19 protein-coding genes are annotated in these 17,909 nt (G+C 69.5%); 9 read left to right on the top strand and 10 right to left on the bottom strand.

Annotation, left to right across the window (positions count from 1 at the left end; genetic code table 11):
- Positions 1–19 precede the first annotated feature (19 nt).
- Positions 20–1,159 (top strand): acyl-CoA dehydrogenase family protein, encoded by a 1,140-nt coding sequence (locus tag G528_RS0110000; protein ID WP_026918842.1) that lies wholly within the window; start codon positions 20–22, stop codon positions 1,157–1,159.
- A 52-nt stretch (positions 1,160–1,211) separates the two neighbouring features.
- Here the strand turns inward: G528_RS0110000 and G528_RS0110005 are convergent, their stop codons facing one another.
- Together G528_RS0110005 and G528_RS0110010 are read right to left on the bottom strand one after the other, a co-directional pair.
- Positions 1,212–2,708, bottom strand: coding sequence for a pyridoxal phosphate-dependent decarboxylase family protein (locus tag G528_RS0110005; protein ID WP_026918843.1), 1,497 nt, complete (start codon positions 2,706–2,708; stop codon positions 1,212–1,214).
- Positions 2,705–4,057, bottom strand: a complete 1,353-nt coding sequence (locus tag G528_RS0110010) for an MFS transporter (protein ID WP_245569739.1) — start codon at positions 4,055–4,057, stop codon at positions 2,705–2,707. The genes G528_RS0110005 and G528_RS0110010 overlap by 4 nt, the downstream gene beginning before the upstream one ends.
- Positions 4,058–4,218: 161 nt before the next feature.
- Here G528_RS0110010 and thiD point away from each other — a divergent pair, with 161 nt between their 5' ends.
- Positions 4,219–5,013 (top strand): bifunctional hydroxymethylpyrimidine kinase/phosphomethylpyrimidine kinase, encoded by a 795-nt coding sequence (gene thiD, locus G528_RS0110015; RefSeq protein ID WP_026918845.1) that lies wholly within the window; start codon positions 4,219–4,221, stop codon positions 5,011–5,013.
- Between the two features lie 135 nt (positions 5,014–5,148).
- The gene (locus tag G528_RS0110020; protein WP_026918846.1) at positions 5,149–5,535 is read left to right on the top strand and encodes a hypothetical protein; all 387 of its coding nucleotides are present in this window, start codon (positions 5,149–5,151) and stop codon (positions 5,533–5,535) included.
- Between the two features lie 25 nt (positions 5,536–5,560).
- Here the strand turns inward: G528_RS0110020 and G528_RS0110025 are convergent, their stop codons facing one another.
- Positions 5,561–6,322, bottom strand: coding sequence for a YggS family pyridoxal phosphate-dependent enzyme (locus G528_RS0110025; RefSeq protein WP_026918847.1), 762 nt, complete (start codon positions 6,320–6,322; stop codon positions 5,561–5,563).
- 57 nt (positions 6,323–6,379) lie between these two features.
- Between G528_RS0110025 and G528_RS0110030 the strand changes: the two genes are divergently transcribed.
- Both G528_RS0110030 and G528_RS0110035 read left to right on the top strand, forming a co-directional pair.
- Positions 6,380–6,871 (top strand): nuclear transport factor 2 family protein, encoded by a 492-nt coding sequence (locus tag G528_RS0110030; RefSeq protein ID WP_026918848.1) that lies wholly within the window; start codon positions 6,380–6,382, stop codon positions 6,869–6,871.
- A gap of 48 nt (positions 6,872–6,919) precedes the next feature.
- The gene (locus tag G528_RS0110035; RefSeq protein WP_026918849.1) at positions 6,920–7,942 is read left to right on the top strand and encodes an LLM class flavin-dependent oxidoreductase; all 1,023 of its coding nucleotides are present in this window, start codon (positions 6,920–6,922) and stop codon (positions 7,940–7,942) included.
- Positions 7,943–7,981: 39 nt separating this feature from the next.
- On the opposite strand, the gene G528_RS0110040 is transcribed toward G528_RS0110035, so the two are convergent.
- Positions 7,982–8,617 (bottom strand): class I SAM-dependent methyltransferase, encoded by a 636-nt coding sequence (locus G528_RS0110040; protein WP_051198640.1) that lies wholly within the window; start codon positions 8,615–8,617, stop codon positions 7,982–7,984.
- Between the two features lie 84 nt (positions 8,618–8,701).
- On the opposite strand from G528_RS0110040, the gene G528_RS0110045 reads away from it, so the two are divergent.
- The 4 genes from G528_RS0110045 (at position 8,702) to G528_RS0110060 (ending at position 11,069) form a co-directional block, all read left to right on the top strand.
- Complete coding sequence (locus G528_RS0110045) at positions 8,702–9,220, top strand: GNAT family N-acetyltransferase (RefSeq protein WP_026918851.1); 519 nt, start codon at positions 8,702–8,704, stop codon at positions 9,218–9,220.
- Between the two features lie 4 nt (positions 9,221–9,224).
- On the top strand, positions 9,225–10,202 hold the full coding sequence (locus G528_RS0110050) for an esterase/lipase family protein (protein ID WP_051198642.1): 978 nt from the start codon (positions 9,225–9,227) through the stop codon (positions 10,200–10,202).
- Between the two features lie 70 nt (positions 10,203–10,272).
- Complete coding sequence (locus G528_RS0110055) at positions 10,273–10,599, top strand: 4a-hydroxytetrahydrobiopterin dehydratase (protein WP_026918853.1); 327 nt, start codon at positions 10,273–10,275, stop codon at positions 10,597–10,599.
- Complete coding sequence (locus G528_RS0110060) at positions 10,599–11,069, top strand: NUDIX domain-containing protein (protein ID WP_026918854.1); 471 nt, start codon at positions 10,599–10,601, stop codon at positions 11,067–11,069. Before G528_RS0110055 ends, G528_RS0110060 begins: the two co-directional genes overlap by 1 nt.
- A gap of 3 nt (positions 11,070–11,072) precedes the next feature.
- Here the strand turns inward: G528_RS0110060 and nuoN are convergent, their stop codons facing one another.
- From nuoN to nuoI, 6 genes are read right to left on the bottom strand one after another with little or no spacing between them, the layout of a single operon-like run.
- The gene (gene nuoN, locus G528_RS0110065) at positions 11,073–12,710 is read right to left on the bottom strand and encodes an NADH-quinone oxidoreductase subunit NuoN (RefSeq protein ID WP_026918855.1); all 1,638 of its coding nucleotides are present in this window, start codon (positions 12,708–12,710) and stop codon (positions 11,073–11,075) included.
- A complete protein-coding gene (locus tag G528_RS0110070; protein WP_026918856.1) occupies positions 12,707–14,359 on the bottom strand; it encodes an NADH-quinone oxidoreductase subunit M in 1,653 nt (550 codons plus the stop codon). The genes nuoN and G528_RS0110070 overlap by 4 nt, the downstream gene beginning before the upstream one ends.
- Complete coding sequence (gene nuoL, locus G528_RS0110075; protein WP_026918857.1) at positions 14,356–16,257, bottom strand: NADH-quinone oxidoreductase subunit L; 1,902 nt, start codon at positions 16,255–16,257, stop codon at positions 14,356–14,358. The genes G528_RS0110070 and nuoL overlap by 4 nt, the downstream gene beginning before the upstream one ends.
- 4 nt (positions 16,258–16,261) lie before the next feature.
- A complete protein-coding gene (nuoK, locus tag G528_RS0110080; RefSeq protein WP_026918858.1) occupies positions 16,262–16,561 on the bottom strand; it encodes an NADH-quinone oxidoreductase subunit NuoK in 300 nt (99 codons plus the stop codon).
- Entirely contained in the window at positions 16,558–17,343 is a 786-nt protein-coding gene (locus tag G528_RS0110085) for an NADH-quinone oxidoreductase subunit J (RefSeq protein ID WP_026918859.1), read from the bottom strand. Before G528_RS0110085 ends, nuoK begins: the two co-directional genes overlap by 4 nt.
- Positions 17,340–17,909 (bottom strand): NADH-quinone oxidoreductase subunit NuoI, encoded by a 570-nt coding sequence (nuoI, locus tag G528_RS0110090; protein ID WP_035719651.1) that lies wholly within the window; start codon positions 17,907–17,909, stop codon positions 17,340–17,342. The genes G528_RS0110085 and nuoI overlap by 4 nt, the downstream gene beginning before the upstream one ends.

Below are 17,909 nucleotides of genomic sequence, written 5' to 3' on the forward strand. Positions count from 1 at the left end.
CGAGATAGGTAACCGATCCATGGCACGTCCTTCGTGGGAGACCGAGGAACTCACTGCGCTGCGCGAGATGACGCGCGCCTTCTGTGAGAAGGAGATCGCTCCGAACACCGAGCGGTTCATCGACCAGCATCACGTCGACCGTGAGCTGTGGAACAAGGCCGGCGACCTCGGCCTGCTCTGCATGTCGATTCCCGAGGAGTACGGCGGCGGCGGAGGCACCTTCGCCCACGAGGCCGTGCTGATCGAGGAGCAGGCGCGCATCGTCGACTCGTCGTGGGGTCAGAGCCTGCACAACGGCATCGTCGCGCACTACATCCTCGCGTACGGCTCCGAGGAGCAGAAGAAGGAATGGCTGCCGAAGATGGCGTCCGGCGAGGTGGTCGGCGCCATCGCCATGACCGAGCCCGGCACCGGGTCGGACCTGCAGAACGTGAAGACCAAGGCGACCAAGGACGGCGACGACTACGTGATCGACGGGTCGAAGACCTTCATCACCAACGGCGGCCAGGCCGACCTGGTGGTCGTCGTCGCCAAGACCGACACCTCCGAGGGCGCCAAGGGGATCTCGCTGATCCTCGTCGAGACCGAACGTGAGGGATTCAGCCGCGGCCGGATCCTCGACAAGGTCGGCATGCGGGGTCAGGACACGGCCGAGCTGAACTTCGACGGCGTGCGCGTGCCGCAGTCCAACCTGCTCGGCACCGAAGAAGGGCAGGGCTTCGTCCAGCTGATGATGCAGCTGCCGCAGGAGCGGCTGATCATCGCCGTCGCGTCGGTCGCCGGCATGGAGGTCGCACTGGAGAAGACCCTCGAATACACCAAGGAGCGCACCGCGTTCGGCCGCCCCGTCTTCGGTTTCCAGAACACGAAGTTCAAGCTCGCCGAGGTCGCGACCGAGGCTCACGTGGCGCGCGTCTTCCTCGACGACTGCATGGAGAAGCACCTGCGCGGCGAGCTCGACATCCCGACCGTCGCGATGGCCAAGTGGTGGACCACCGACCGCGCGATGGGCGTCGCCGACACCTGCCTGCAGCTGTTCGGCGGCTACGGCTACATGAACGAGTACCCGATCGCGCGCATGTGGGCCGACAACCGCGTCCAGATGATCTACGGCGGCACCAACGAGATCATGAAGGAGATCATCTCGCGTTCCCTGTGACGTGCGTGATCACCGACGTGACGGGTTGTGATCGATCCGCGTCCGGAGCCGGTCAGGGGGTGGTGTACGCCGCGAGGAACTCGATGAGCATCGCCGCCGTCACCGGCTTCGGGAGCAGGTCGATCGCAGCGATCACGGCACCGATGTCGATGGCATCGGAAGCCGTCGACGGGTCGGTGCGCGGGTCGATGCCCGCGCCGACCAGGACCGCCTCGGTGGCGGCGGAGTCGAGCGAGAGCGCATCGTCGACCGTCACGGTGCCGGAGGCGAACGCCGCACCCAGGTCGCCGAGCGCTTCCGGAGCCTGAACGGGAGGCTGCCCGCGCGCGGCGTCGGCGGCCTCGGTCATCGCCGCGCGGAGCTCGTCGACGACCTTCCCGGTGGCCGGCGTGACGGTCAGGTGGGTGCTCGCAGGCAGTTCGGTCTCGTCGTCCTGGACGTAGCGCGGCTGCTCCTGGAGGGTGAAGCCGCGCGTGCGCACCTCCCTCGACCACCGGTGCGGGTCGATCGGGGTCGACGATGCGGTATCGGCGGCGACGGCGAACACGGGGCCCTCCGGCCGGCCCACCACGCGGAGGCCGTCGATGTCCGCGACCGCCTCCACCAAGGCGTCCCGGGCGGTGGCGACGGGACGCACCAATTCGGTGAAGCCGTCGGCACCGAGATACTCGGTGATGGCCCATGCGGCGGCCGTTCCGGTGGCCGAACGGGACCCGAGGAGCGTCGGATTCACCACCGGGTACCCCGGCCAGTCCGCGGTCGCGAAGTAGGCGGCCCGATGCCGGTCGCGGTCGGTGAACAGCACCACCGACGCCCCCTTCGGCGCATATCCGTACTTGTGGAAGTCGGCCGACAGACTGGCCACACCGGGAACGCGCAGATCCCAGTGCGGCAACTCATCCGGCCACCAGGCCAGCGCGAAGCCGCCGAGGCAGGCGTCGACGTGGAGGGGCACACCCCGCTGTGCGGCCAGCGCGCCGATCGAGACGATCGGGTCGATCGCCCCGGTCGGATAGTTCGGGGCCGACGCGACGACCAGGACCGTCTCGGCGTCGATGTGGTCGGCGAGCCGCGCCGGATCGACGCGGGTGGACGTCGGATCGACCGGGACCCGCCGCACCTGCAGGCCGAGAAGTTCCCCGGCCTTGGTGAACGCGGCATGGGCCGTCGCCGGCATCACGATGTTCCCGCGACCGACCGGCAGTCCGGCCGTTCGTCGGGCGGAGAGGACGGCGAGCAGGCAGCTCTCGGTGCCGCCGGAGGTGACGGTGCCGACAGCGGCGGACCCGCCGGCCGGGCGGTTCGCGTCGCCGAACGCGGAGCGGGTGAACGCGATCAGGTCGCGCTCCATGGCGGCGACGGAGCCGAAGACCGTCGGGTCGAGGCCGTTGACCGGTCGGACCGCGTCGGCGGCAGCGGCCGCCAGGCGGTCGATCTCATCGCGCCCGCTATCGTACACGTACGACAGGATGCGGCCGCCGTGCGTCGGCGCATCGGTGGCACGTCGCCGTCGCAGCTCGTCGAGGACGTCGGTGGCGCGGCGGTTCATGGCGAATCCTTCCGGTCGTAACGGGTCAGCAGCAGCAGCATGCTCGCCGCCACCAGCACGGCGGGCAGCAGCGAGAAGCCCGCGGTGATGCCGATGAGCGCGGAACTCGGCTGATCGACCACATCGTCGGCCGATGACGAGACGAAGCCGGAGCCCGCGAGAACGAGGAGATAGACCCCGGGGCCGACGGCCATGCCGAGAGTTTCGCCGGCCGTCCACAGACCCGACAGCGCCCCGCCGCGGTCGTGACCTGTACGACGCGTGTGCTCGTCGATCACATCGGGCAGCATCGCGAGCGGAAAGGTCTGCATACCGGCGTACCCGATACCCGTCATCGCGACCACCGCGAACACCCACGCGCCGGGGGCGACGACTGCGGCCGTCAACACGATGTCGGCGGCGAGGAACACCGCGGACGCGGCGTACAGACCGCGTCTCTTGCCGATGCGCCGCCCCACGCGAACCCACAGTGGCATCACCAGTAGAGCCGGGCCCACCAGGGCGGCGAACAAACCGGTCAACGCCCCGGGATCGTCGAGGACATAGGCGGCAAGGTATTGGGCGCCGGCCAGCATCACGGCGCTCGCCAGCGCCTGAATGACGAACACCGACAGCAGGATCCGGTAGTGGCGGTGTGTGCGCAGGGCGACGAACGCCGCACGGTGGTCGTCGCGATGCGGCGTGCCGACCGCCTGCGGCGAGCGCCGGGCGGCGGTTCCCGCGATGGCCGTCGCCGCGGCCATGCCGGCGGCGATCACGGTCACCGCGACGGCCGCCATGACCGCATAGCCGGTCGCGCCGCCGCCGAGAGCATCGCGGACCGCCGTGGCCCCGGCGCCCAAGATCAGGATGGCCGAGGCCAGGACCGCGATCCGCGCCGAGATCAGGCGCGTGCGGGCGTGGTAGTCGCCGGTCAGGTCGGTCGGCAGCGCGATGTACGGGACTTGGAAGCACGCATAGGCGACGGCGGCGGCGGTGAAGAACAGCAGGACCCACGCTGCGCCGACGAGCGGCGGGGCGCCGGTCGGCGCGCAGAAGGTGGCGATGAACAGCGGGACGATGGCGACGGTGCCGAGCCACATCAGCCGGGTGCGCGAGCCGGTCCGCGCGAACGCGGCGTCGTTGCGGCCGCCGATGAGCGGATTCACGACGACGTCGACGAGCTTGGGGATCACGACGACCGCCGAGGCGAGCAGTGCGCTGACCGCCAGGGTGTCGGTCAGGTAGTAGGCCATGACCAGACCGGGGAGGACACCGAAGCCGCCCGTGCCGAGGCTGCCCGCCGCGAAACCGGCGGTGACCCGACGGGGGACGTCGTCGGCCCGCTGTGTCACTCCGCCGGCAGCCACACCTCAGTTAAGCCCGACCAGCCGGGCCGATGTCAAGAGATCCGGGCGTCGGGGCAGTCAGGAGTCGGGGACATTCGGAGGTTCAGGGCAGCCGGGAGACGATGGGATCGGGGAGGGGCGGGATTGGGGAGGGGAGGTGATCGGACGGTACTTTCGTAGTCGTGGTGGACTTCGCATATGTGATCGCAGGCTCCGAGGCGACGGGCGGCGCCGGAATCCAGACCGACCTCAAGACCTTCCAAGAGCTGAGTGCCTTCGGATTGGGGGCCGTCACCTGCATCGTCTCGTTCGATCCCGACAACGGCTGGGCGCATCGGTTCGTGCCGATCGCGCCGGACGTGATCGCCGATCAGATCCAGGCCGCGACGTCGGCGTACGACCTCGACGTGGTGAAGATCGGCATGCTCGGCACACCGGCGACCATCGACGTCGTCGCCGACGCACTGTCGGGGCAGACGTGGCGGCACGTGGTCCTCGACCCGGTGCTGATCTGCAAGGGGCAGGAGCCGGGCGCGGCGCTCGACACCGACCGAGCACTGCGATCGCAGATCCTTCCACACGCCACCGTCGTGACGCCGAACCTCTTCGAGGCGACCGTCTTGTCGGGACGGGAGTCGATCGAGACGGTCGACGACCTCATCGACGCCGCCCGCCGTATCGGCGACCTCGGCCCGAGATACGTACTGGCCAAGGGTGGGGTCGAGTTGCCCGGCGACGACGCCGTCGACGTCCTGTTCGACGGCGATGACGTCACGGTCCTGCGGGCCCCCAAGATCGGCGGCAAGCGCGTCTCCGGTGCCGGCTGCACTCTTGCCGCCGCCGTGACCGCCGAACTCGCCAAGGGAGCGAGTGTGACCGATGCGGCGCAGCGGGCCAAGCACTTCACGCGCGACGCGATCGACGCCCGCGTGGCCGGGCACCTCCCGTTCGAGGCCGCGCGCCAACACTCCCGGTGACACCGCGGCGCGCGGTGCGGCGGACCGATCGGGCATAATCTCTCCCGAGCAGGCGGCAGGGGGCCGCCTCGATCAACGAGGGGGATGCCGATGACGGGCATGCGACGAGCAGCGGTTCGACGGTGTGGGGCGGTCGTGGCCGCGGGCGCCGTACTGGGCGGTGCGGCGTGGGTCGCCGCACCGGTCGCCGATGCGCGAACCGCGACGGTGCTGGCGTTCGATCTCGATCCGACGACCACCGGACTGGTCGGTTCTGATCCGGTGAAGGCCGCCGCCGACCTCGCGCGGATGAGCCCGCTCGGCACCGACCGGGCAACGTGGTTCGTCGCGCTGACGGCCGGATCGATCAGCGACTCGGTGCGCACGTCGACGGCGTCGCGGCCCTGTCTGTCCGGTCAGATCGAGATCGCGTCGTCCGACACCAGGCAGGGTTCATCGTGGACGCTGACGCCGGACTGCACGCGCACGGTGCCGTCGATCAGGATGTACGACAAGAAGTCGTGGGCCGGCCTGGGCGGCTGAACGAAGCGCTGACGCTCCGGCCAGGTCAGCTCGGCCAGTACATGCTGTCCGGTGTCGCTCGGGCACCGAAGATGGCCTGGCCGACGCGAACGCAGGTCGACCCCTCTTCGATCGCCAGTTCGTAGTCGCCGGACATCCCCATCGACAGGCCGCCGTCGCCGATCAGCGCCGGGTCGGCGTCGCGGATCCGGTCGCGCAGGCCGCGCAGGAGTGCGAAACACTCGCGGACCCGCTCGGTGTCGTCGGAGAAGACCGCGAGGGTCATCAATCCGCGGACCCGCAGCGACGAGTAGTTCGGCATCGCCCGCAGCACGTCGGGGACCTCGTCCGGGTCGAGGCCGTACTTGCTCTCCTCCTGCGACGTGTTGACCTGGACGTACACGTCGAGGCCGCGTCCGGCCATCTGCAGGCGCCGGTCGAGTGCCTCGGCGACACGCAGACTGTCGACGGCCTGGAACTCGTCGGCGAAGGCGGCCACATCCTTGGCCTTATTGGTCTGCAGGTGCCCGATCACCGACCACGAGACGTCGAGGTGCGCGAGGTTTCCGTGTTTGCGTTTGGCCTCCTGGACCTTGTTCTCGCCGAGCTGGTGGCAGCCGGCGGCGATCGCGTTGACGATCCGGTCCTCGGGAACGGTCTTGCTGACGGGCAGCAGACGGACCTCGCCGGGATCACGGTCTGCTCGCCGGGCCGCCGCATCGATCTTCGTCTGCACCGCGGCGAGATTGCGGCGAAAGTCCTCGACCTGCATGGCAGTGGTGTACTCGGGGGCGGAATCAGCGGTCATGAGTCCGATTATCCCCGTCCGGGGCCACGCGGCCGATCCGGGTGCGACGATGCCGACATGACTGGAGAACCGGCCGACGGGTTCGCCGTGCTCGAAGCGATCGAAGCGGTGAAGGCGTTGAAGCACCGATACTGGCGTGCGTGCGACGGAAAGGATCCGGCGGGATTCCGCTCGTGCTTCGTGACGCGGGGTGCGGTCGTCGACTACGGACGACTGGGGGCGTTCGACGATGTGGAGCCGATGGCCGCGATCTTCGAGCGCGTGGCGCTCGCCCGGGTCGACGGCCGTTACGCGGTCCTCGACATGCATCACGGAGCCAATCCGGAGATCACGGTGCTCGGGCCCGGTCGGGCCCGAGGCCGGTGGTCGCTGCAGTTCCGGCAGATCAACACGGTCGCGCGGACCGACACGGTGACGGTCGGGGAGTATGACGACGAATATGTCGTCGAGGACGGTCAGTGGCGGATGGCGGTCTGCCGGTTCGTCGAACGATGGTCGGTGAGCCGACCGCTCGGCACCGACGAGCAGATCGTCGAGGGGACCTTCTGACCCGAGGGGTCGGGGAATATCGCCGCCGTCGCCGGTGCTGACCCGGGTGTGAAGAACATCGGTTTTCTATCGTTCGGTCATTGGTCCGACGCCCCCGGCTCTCGGGTGCGGTCGGCGTCGGACGCCCTGCTCCAATCCATCGACCTGACGGTCGCGGCGGAGGAGCTCGGCGCCGACAGCGCCTACTTCCGCGTGCATCATTTCGCCCGGCAGCTCGCGTCGCCGTTCCCGTTGCTCGCCGCCGCCGGGGCGAAGACCTCGCGCATCGAGATCGGCACCGGTGTGATCGACATGCGCTACGAGAACCCCCTCTACATGGCCGAGGACGCCGGCGCCGCGGATCTGATCGCCGAGGGGCGGCTCCAGCTCGGGATCTCTCGGGGGTCTCCCGAGCAGGTGATCGACGGCTTCCGCTACTTCGGCTACCAACCGGAGGACGGGAAGACCGACGCGGACATGGCGCGGACGCATACCGAGGTGTTCCTGAAGGTGATCGAGGGCGAGGGGTTCGCACAGCCGAACCCGCAGCCGATGTTCCCGAATCCGCCGGGGCTGCTGCGTGTGGAGCCGCATTCGCCGGGGCTCCGGGAGCGGATCTGGTGGGGCGCCGGGTCGCGGGCGACAGCCGAGTGGACCGCGCGGCAGGGCATGAACCTCATGAGTTCGACCCTGCTCACCGAGGACACCGGCGTGCCCTTCCATCAGTTGCAGGCCGAGCAGATTCAGATGTTCCGCGACGAGTGGGCGGCTCAGGGTTGGGAGCGTCGGCCGCGGGTCTCGGTGAGCCGCAGCATCTTCGCGCTGACCACCGACGAGGATCGGGTGTACTTCGGCGGCCGCGGTGGTGACAGTCGCGACCAGGTCGGCATCCTGGAGGGCGGCGCCGCGCGTTTCGGCCGGTCGTACGCCGCCGAACCCGATGAGTTGATCGAGCAGCTCCGCGAGGACGAGGCGATCGCCGCGGCCGACACGCTGTTGCTCACCGTGCCCAACCAGCTCGGCGTCGACTACAACGCGCACGTCCTGGAGAACATCCTCACCCACGTCGCACCCGCCCTCGGCTGGCGCTGACGGGCGCCGTCCACACGAGGCGCCGAGGACGGGGCACCCTCATCTGCGGGCGATGATCCGCCCCTGGGGACGTTGGCCGTCCACTGTGCGGACACGCGATTCGGTCACGGAGAAACCGGCCTCGGCGAGTTGTTCGGACAGTCGGTCGACACTGCAGTAGTAGGCGGTGGTGATCGCGTGAGGGAACGGTGTGCCCGCCGGTCCGGCGAAGAATCCCATCGCCAGGGTCCCGCCGGAGACGATGCAGCGCCCGAACTCCGCCAGCGGGGCGTGCAGGTCTGCCGGCGGCGTGTGAATCAGGGAGAACCAGGCGAGGATGCCGCCGACGGAGCCGTCGCGGACGCCGAGGTCCTCCGCGTATCCGGATCGGTACGACGTCCGCGGGTAGCGGCGCCGAGCGTCGTCGAGGAAGGCGCCGGTCGGCTCGACACCCTCGACGTCGTGCCCCTCCCTCCGGAGCAGATCGGTCCACTGTCCGGGGCCGCTCCCGACGTCGAGGATCCGGCCGCCGACCGAGCCGGCCCACGCGAGGACGAAATCCCGATCGTCGTCAGCGATGTGCTCGACCGAGCCGACGGCGTCGATGTAGTCGCGGGCACGCGCGGTGTAGGCGTCGACCACGCGACCCGACCGTCCCGCGTCCGTCGAACCGTCTGCGTCTCCTGTCGGCCCCACTGAGTCTCCCGTCGATGACGATCACGTGTCCGGTCGATTCTCCCACTCGCTCGCCCGGCGCCCACCGGCTTGTAATCTCGATGTATGACGCAGACAGCGGCACCCCGGCTGCGGGTGCTGGAACGCACGGACCTCGGCTTCCTCCACCGCCTGTTCAACGACGCCGACGTGATGCGGTACTGGTTCGAACAACCGCACGTGGCGCTCGCGACGCTCGAGTCGACGTTCGACGAGCGGCTGCGCACCGACACCGCGCGCCGGTTCGTCATCGACGTCGACGGCCGCAGCGTCGGACTCATGGAGTTGGTCTACATCGACACCGTGCACCGGAACTGCGAGTTCCAGATCATCGTGGCGCCGCAGGAACAAGGCCGCGGTTACGCCCGGGCAGCCACCGAACTGGCCCTGCGGTATGCGTTCGACACCCTCAACCTGCACAAGGTGTACCTCCTGGTCGACACCGTGAACGCGGCGGCCATCCACGTCTACGAGACGGTGGGCTTCGTCGTCGAAGGTGTGCTGCGCGAAGAGTTCTTCGTCGATGGCACCTACCACGACGCCACCCGGATGAGCGTGCTGCGCAGCGAGTACGAGCAGCGGTGACCCCATGACGGCAGGACCTGTGATGAAGGCGACGAGGACGGCGGGCATTCTCGTCATCGTCGCTGCGCTCGTCGCGGGTCTCGGGTCGGCGGGAGCGGCCGACGCCGCCCCGCAGCGCGTCCCGGTGGACTACAACTTCCTCGCCGGAATCCGCGCCGAACTGTCGAACCCGGGCGGGTCGCTGCCGGGGACCAACGACTTCCGGTGCCGCCCGACTCCGCAGCATCCGCGGCCCGTGGTCCTGGTCCACGGCAGCGGTGGGGGTCGGCAGACCAATTGGGCCACGCTCGCGGCCGTCCTGGTGAACGAGGGATACTGCGTCTTCGCGCCCACCTACGGCACCGTTCTGCCGGGCTGGCCGGCGTCGGCGATCGGCGGCATGGGCCCCAAGATCGACAGCGCCTGGGAGATCAAGGAGTTCATGGACACGGTGATGCGGGCGACCGGTTCGGACCGCGTCGACGTGGTCGGCCACTCCCTCGGCACGGAGATCCCCACCTACTGGATGAAGTACCTCGGTGGCCGCGGACACGTGGCGCACTACGTCTCCCTGGCCCCGTTCTGGCGGCAGGGGCCCGACGAGGACGATGCGCGCGGCGAGGCGATCGCGGAGTTCCGCCGCCGCCTCGGCGTTCCCGCGCCGACCCGGCCGGCCTGCCCCGAATGTGTCGAGCCGCCGCGAGACGCCGACTTCAACGCGGCCGTCCGCCGGCCCACGCCCTACCTACCCGGTGTGCGGTACACCAACATCGTGACGCGCGACGATGAGATCGTGACCCCGTACAGCGTCGGCCTGCTCGACGGGCCGCCGGGGACGTCGGTGACGAACATCGTCGTGCAGGACGGGTGCCGACGCGATCACTCCGACCACATGTCGATCACCTCGAACCGGAGAAGCGCCGCGATGGTGCGCAATGCCCTCGACCCCGCCCACCGCCGACCCGTTCCCTGCGTCGACGTGGCCCCGATCACCGGCGGATGAGGCACGCTGGAGGGGACCCCGCGGCAGTGAGCCGCATCGACGGGGACCATCTCGACGGCGGGAGCATCCGATGCCTGAGAAACAACCGCAAACCCTGACCTCGGACGAGGCGGCAGCCCGGACGTCACCGCGGTGGAGTGTCGTCGACGACGCTCTGCGGGCGACCTTCACCACCGGCGACATGGTCCGCGGCCTGGACTTCGTGACGCGAGTCGTCGCCGAAGCCGAGCAGATGAACCACCATCCCGACGTCACCCTGACCTATCCGCGCGTCGAACTGGCCGTGACGACCCACAGTGCCGGCGGTCTGACCGACCTCGACGTCGACCTGGCGCACCGGATCGACGCGGTGGCCGCCGCAACCGACGTCGACGCCGCACCCGAAGGCGAGAAGTGATGGCGACCCCCGACTACGTCTTGCGTCTCCGCAAGCACATCGGGCATGCCCCGCTGGTGCTGATCGGTGTCACTGCCGTGATCCTCCGCGACGATCTGGTCCTCCTGGGACGACGTGCCGACACCGGTGACCTCACCCCGGTCACCGGCATCGTCGATCCCGGTGAGGAGCCCGCCGTCGCCGCGCGCCGGGAGGCGGCCGAGGAGGCCGGGATCGACATCGAGGTGGAACGCCTCGCGCGAGTCCGGCAACTGCCCCGCAGCACGCATGTGAACGGCGACCAGGTGGACTACCTCGACCTCACGTTCCGGTGCCGATGGGTCGACGGCGAGATCTACCCCGCAGACGGCGAGTTCACCGAGGTGCAGTGGCGGCACCTCGACGATCTCGGCGAGGTGGCATCCGACGACCTGCGAGCCCGGATCGCGGTGGCGGCGACCGACGAGCCGCGCACGGTATTTCACCGCTAGATCTCAGGTGAGGAACGACGCCGCCCCCTCTGCGAGGTCGAGGAGCGGCTGCGGGAACAGCCCGAGCGCCAGCGTGACCGCCGCCGACAGCGCGATCGGCACCGATGTCAACGCGCTCGGCGTCACGATCACCGGGGCGTCGTGCGGGGGATCGGCGAAGAACATCGCGACGATCACCCGGATGTAGAAGTAGGCGGCGACGGCGCTCGCGAGGACGCCGACGACGACCAGCGCCCACGCGCCGTCGCCTCCCGCCGCACTGAAGACCGCGAACTTGGCGACGAATCCGCCGGTGAGCGGGATGCCGGCGAACGAGAGCAACAGGAGCGACATCATGGCGCCCACCAGCGGCCGCCGTCGCCCCAACCCCGCCCACGCCGCGAGATCGGTGGCCTCCCGGCCGGCGGCGTCGCGCACCACGGACAGCAGTGCGAAGGCGCCGAACGCGGACGCCGCATACGCGGCCACATAGAACAGGGTCATCCCGACGCCCTCCGCGGTGAGGGTGATGGCGCCGACGAGAGCGAAACCGACGTGGCTCACCGACGAATAGGCCAGCATCCGTTTGATGTCCGTCTGCGTCACCGCCATGAGGGTCGCGACGACCATCGTCGCGATCGCGACGGTCCACAGCGCGGGACGCCACGTGTCCTCCAACGCCGGGAAGCCGACATGCAGCACCCGCAGAAGCGCACCGAACGCGGCGACCTTGGTCGCCGAGGCCATCAACGCGGTCACCGGCGTCGGAGCGCCCTGATACACGTCGGGAACCCAAGACCCGAACGGTACGGCACCCACTTTGAACAGCAGGCCGACGACGATCAGGGCGAGGGCCAGCAGCGCGAGCGTTCGGTCGCCGTCGCCGGCGAGATCCGCCCCGATGCTCGTCAGGTCGAGCGACCCGGTGGCGCCGTAGGCGAACGAGGAGCCGAACAGGAAGAACGCGGACGCGAACGCTCCGAGCAGAAAGTACTTGAGCGACGCCTCCTGGGAGAGCAGGCGCCGTCGACGGGCCAGACCGCAGAGCAGGTACAGCGGCAGCGACAGGACTTCGAGGGCGATGAACATCGTCAGCAGATCGCCCGACGCGCCGAAGAGCACCATGCCGCCGACCGCGAGCAGACCGAGCGGATACACCTCGGTGGTGATCGCGCCCGCACGGCCGGCGATCAACTCGTCGGGCGAGCCGGGGACCGTCGCCCCCGACGGTGCGAAGGCATCGGCGGGCAGGTCGGCGTCATCGACCGGACCGCCGCCGCCGGCGCTGATCCGCTCACCGGCCGCGGTCTGCACTTCCACCGGCGCCCACACCCGGTCCAGGCGACGTTCGCCCATCACGGCGACCGCCCCGATGGAGACCAGCACGATCACCCCCTGCGTGAAGACGGCCGGCCCGTCGACCACCACCGCGCCGGACATCGTGGTCGTCGCACCGTCCGACGTGTACGTCCCGGCCAGGACTCCGAGGGCGATCAGCGCCGCCGTCAGACCGGTCAGAGCGAGGGAGAGCTGAATGCGGTAACGGTGGGCGGCCGGCGCGAACGCCTCCACCAGGACGGCGATGACGGCCGCCCCCAGGACGATGAGCATCGGCGACAGGCGCGCGTAATCGATGTCGGGTGCCGCGAAAGCCAGCGTCATCGGTACTCCTCCTGATCGACGGCGGGCGCCGAGACCGTCGGTGACGGATCGGCGTGACCGGACTGCTCGATGCCCGCGGCGACCGCCGGATCGATGTAGTCCAGGACGAGCCGAGGGAAGAATCCGAGCGCCAACAGCGCGACGATGAGGGGCGCGACGACCACCTTCTGCCGCACGGTCAGGTCACGGATCTCCGGGGGCGGGTCGGCGTCGACCGTGGCGGGCCTACGCTCGGGCCCGCCCATCATCCGCTGATAGGTCCACAGGATGTACAGCGCCGAGAGGACCAGCGCCGTGGATCCGATGATCGCCGCGACCGGGTACCGGGTGAAGGTGCCGACGATGACGAGGAACTCACTGATGAACGGAGCCAGACCGGGGAGTGACAGGGTCGCGAGCCCGGCGACGAGAAACGTTCCGGCCAAGACGGGCGCCGCCTTCTGCACCCCGCCGTAGTCGGCGATCACGGCGGAACCGCGTTGGCTCACCAGGAAGCCCGCGATGAGGAACAGCGCGGCCGTGGAGAGTCCGTGGTTCACCATGTAGAGGGCCGAACCCGACTGGCCCTGACTGGTGAGGGCGAAGACGCCGAGCACGATGAACCCGAAGTGGGAGATCGACGTGTACGCGATCAGACGCATGAGATCGCTCTGACCGATCGCACACACGGCGCCGTACACGATGCTCACCACGGCCAACGCCGAGACCACCGGAGCAAAGGTCGCCGACGCGTCGGGGAACAGGCCGATGCAGAAGCGCAGCATCGCGAAGGTGCCGACCTTGTCCATGACGGCCATCATCATCACGGCGGCCGCGGGCGTGGTCCCGACGGCGGCGTCGGGCAGCCAACTGTGCAGCGGCCACAGCGGGGCCTTGACCGCGAAGGCGAACAGGAAGCCGCAGAACAGGAGGTTCAGGACGGTCGGTGAGGCGTCGAGGCCGCCGGTCGATGCGGCGTGGGCGAGCGTCGGGAGGTCGAAGGTGCCTCGACCGTCCTCGCCGAGGCCGGACCGCGCACCGACCACGTAGACGCCGATGACGGCGGCCAGCATCACGAGGCCGCCGAGCAGGTTGTAGAGCAGGAACGTCACGGCGGCGCGGGACCGCTCCCGATCCGGTGCCCGCCCGAATCCGCCGATGAGGAAGTACATCGGGACCAGCATCGCCTCGAAGACGATGTAGAACAGCAGGACGTCGGTCGCCACGAAGCTCATGAGGACCATCGCCTCCACCGCGAGCATCAGGGCGACGTAGTAGCGGGTCCGCCGTAGCGTGGCGGCCGCGTCGGACGCCACGGGGGCTTCGGACTCCTCCCGCCCGCGCGGTCCCCGCGGGTCGTGCCACCCGGCCAGGAGCAGGATCGGTGTCAGGACGGCGGTGAGGAGGATCAAGGCCAGCCCGACGCCGTCGAGCGCCAGCGAATAGCGGACGCCGAACGCGGGGATCCAGCTGACGTCCTCGGTGAGTTGGAAGCGGCCGCCGCCGCTGTCGAAGCGGGTGATCAACACGACCGCCCACAGCGCGGTGAACAGCGCTGCTCCCAGACCGATCCGTGCGACGGCGGCGGCCCGCGCGACGGGAGCCAACAGCACCGTCGCCGACGCGACGGCCGGGATCAACCACAGCAGGGTGAGCCAGGGGACGGTCACAGCGCACTCACCACCAGGGTCAGGGCGGCCACCACCACGGTGCCCGCGAGGATCGACAGGGCGTACGAACGGACGAAACCGTTCTGGGCGCGCCGGCTCCACCCCGACAGAGCGCCCACCGACGCGCCGACGGTCGCCGGGATGCGGCCGATCCCGCGGTCCTCGAGGCGGGCGACGACGGTCGTCGCGGCGAGGCCCGGCGCGGCGAGCAGACGTTCGTTGACCGCATCGCCGTAGAGGTCGGCACGGGCGGCGAGGGTGAGACCCGAGACGTCGGTGGGAGCCGTCTCGGGAACCGCACGGCGACCGTAGGAGTCCCAGGCGACGGCGACGCCGAGGAGCACCACCGCGAGCACGATCACCGTCACCGCCCAGGACGGCAGGGGAGCATCGTGATCCGGCGCGGTCCCGACGACCGGCGAGAGGAACCCGGTGAGGCGGCCGCCGACCGACAGCAGTGCTCCGGAGAAGACGGAGCCCACCGCCAGCGCGATCATCGGCCAGGTCATCGACGGCGGGGACTCGTGGGGTCTCCGGTCGGGCTCCCAGCGGCGATCGCCGAGGAAGGTCATCACCATGACCCGCGTCATGTAGAACGCGGTGATCCCGGCCCCCAGGACGGCGGCGCCCGCCAACAGCCAGCCGCGGGCGCCGCCCGTCCCGAGCGCGGCCTCGATGATGTGGTCCTTCGAGTAGAACCCGGCCAGCGGCGGGATGCCGATGATCGCCAGATAGCCGAGGCCGAAGGTCACGAAGGTGATCGGCATGACGGCGCGCAGGCCGCCCATGCGCCGCATGTCGGTCTCGTCGTTCAGCGCGTGCATCACGGATCCCGAGCCGAGGAACAGTCCGGCCTTGAAGAACCCGTGGGTGAGCAGGTGCATGATCGCCACGGCGTAGCCGGCCGGTCCGAGACCGGCGGCCAGCACCATGTAGCCGATCTGGCTCATCGTCGACGCGGCGAGCGCCTTCTTGATGTCGTCCTTGGCGCACCCGATGATCGCGCCGAACAGCAGGGTCACCGCGCCGACGACGACCACCCCGGTCTGCGCGTGCGGGGCCAGGTCGAACAGCGGTGCCGACCGCGTGATGAGGTAGACGCCCGCGGTCACCATGGTGGCGGCGTGAATGAGCGCCGAGACCGGCGTCGGACCCTCCATCGCGTCGCCGAGCCATGCCTGCAGGGGGACCTGCGCCGATTTGGCGCACGCACCGAGCAGGAGCATGAAGCAGATCCCGGTGAGCGCGGCTTCGCTCGCCTCGTCGGCGGCACCGAACACCGGGCCGAAGTCGACCGAACCGAAGGTGGCGACCATGACGGCCAGTGCGATGACCATGCCGACATCGCCCACGCGGTTCATCACGAACGCCTTCTTCGCGGCCGTCGCGGCGGCGGGGCGATGCTGCCAGAATCCGATGAGGAGGTAGGAGGCGACGCCGACCCCCTCCCAGCCCAGGTAGAGACCGAGGAAACCGTCGGAGAGCACCAGGATCAGCATGGCGGCGACGAAGAGGTTCAGGTATGCGAAGAACCGGCGACGGCCAGGGTCGGTCGACATGTAGCCGATCGAGTACACGTGAATCGCGGATCCGACGACGGTGATCAGCAGGACGAAGCACATCGACAGCTGATCGAGGCGCAGTGCGGCGTCGACGTGGAGGCCGCCCACGTCGATCCAGCGGTACCGCCCGCTGAACACCGTGCGCGCCGATTCGTCGCGGCTCACCATTCCGGCGCACATGACGACGCCGATGAGGGCCGACGCCGACACCAGCGCGGTCGCGAGGTGGGCGGCCCACCGATCGGCGCGGTGGCCGACCACCAGGAGGAGGAGGGCGCCGAACGCGGGGAGGCCGGGGACGAGCCACAGGAGGGCGCTGGTCAGTTCGCTGCTCACCGGGTCACCTCCTGAGCAGGTTGGCGTCGTCGACGGAGGCGGATCGTCGGGTGCGGAAGATCGTCATGATGATGGCCAGTCCGACGACCACCTCGGCCGCCGCCACGACCATCGTGAAGAAGGCGACGACCTGCCCGTCGAAGCTGCCGTGCATGCGCGCGAACGTGACGAACGACAGGTTCGCGGCGTTGAGCATCAACTCGACGCACATGAAGACGACGATCGCGTTGCGTCGCAGCAGGACGCCCGCGGCTCCGATCGCGAACAGGGCCGCGGCTAGGAAGAGATAGTTGGCGGGGTTCATCGGCCGTCCTCCACCTCGTGGGACGGGTCGTACCCCGATTCGAGTTCGCGGGCCGTGATCATCGCGTTCACCGACAGTGCCGACGGCGACCCGTCCGGCTCGCGCGCCGGCAGGTCGACGGCGTTGTGGCGGGCGTAGACGCCCGGCGTCGGCAGCGGTGTCACGTGACCGCCGCGGGCGAACCGTTCGATGGACAGTTCGCGTTGGCCGCGTCGCGGACCGTACCGCTGGCGGTGGGCGAGAACCATCGCCCCGAGGGTGGCCGCGATCAGCAGGGCGCCGGTCAACTCGAACGCCCACAGGTAGCGTCCGAAGATCACCTCGGCCAGAGCGCGGATGTTGCTGTTGCCGCCGCCGGCGACCCCGGCGCTGTGGTCGGGGGCGCCGGCGAAGGCCGCCAGCGATGCGGTGCCGAGCGCGGCGATGAGCAGGATCGCGAATCCGACGCCGAGACCGGCGGCGATCCACCGTTGCCCGCGGATCGTCTCGTGCAACGACTCCGACGAGTCGACGCCGATCAGCATGAGGACGAACAGGAACAGCATCATCACCGCGCCGGTGTAGACGACCACCTGCACCACGCCGAGGAACAGGGCGCCCTGCATCACGTAGAAGACGGCGAGGACGATCATGGTGGTCGCCAAGAACACCGCCGAGTAGACGGCGCGCGGACTAAGGACCACACCGAGCGCCCCGACGATCACGATGGCTCCGAGCACCCAGAACGTGACGGTCTCGGTCGTCGAGGTGCGGATCAGTTCGTCAGCCAGGAGCGTCGTCATCGCTCACGTGCCGTTCCGGTGCGCAACCCGTCGGGGCCGACGTCGCCGCGGTAGTAGTCCTCGGGACGCGAGCCGGCCGCCATGTCGTGCGGCGGCGGCGTCATTCCCGGCTCCATCGGGGCCAGCAGGTCCTGCTTCTCCAGGATCATCCCGGACCGACTCGGACCGGTCATCTCGTAGTCGTCGGTCATCGTGAGCGCACGCGTCGGGCACGCCTCGATGCACAGGCCGCATCCGATGCACCGCAGATAGTTGATCTGGTACACCCGGCCGTAGCGTTCGCCGGGCGAGTACCGCTCCTCGTCGGTGTTGTCGTCGCCCTCGACGTAGATCGCGTCGGCGGGGCACGCCCAGGCGCACAGCTCGCAGCCGATGCACTTCTCGAGTCCGTCCTCGTATCGGTTGAGCTGGTGCCTGCCGTGGTAGCGGCGAGACGGCGGTTCCCTGCGCTCCGGATACCCCTCGGTCACGGGGCGGCGGAACATCGTGGAGAACGTGACGCCGAATCCCGCGAGCGGCTCCGGGATCAGCGACCGCGGGTTCTCGGGTCGGGAATCGTCAGGCAT

The sequence above is a fragment of the Gordonia shandongensis DSM 45094 genome, assembly GCF_000423025.1.
In the GTDB taxonomy this organism is placed as follows: Bacteria; Actinomycetota; Actinomycetes; order Mycobacteriales; family Mycobacteriaceae; genus Gordonia; species Gordonia shandongensis.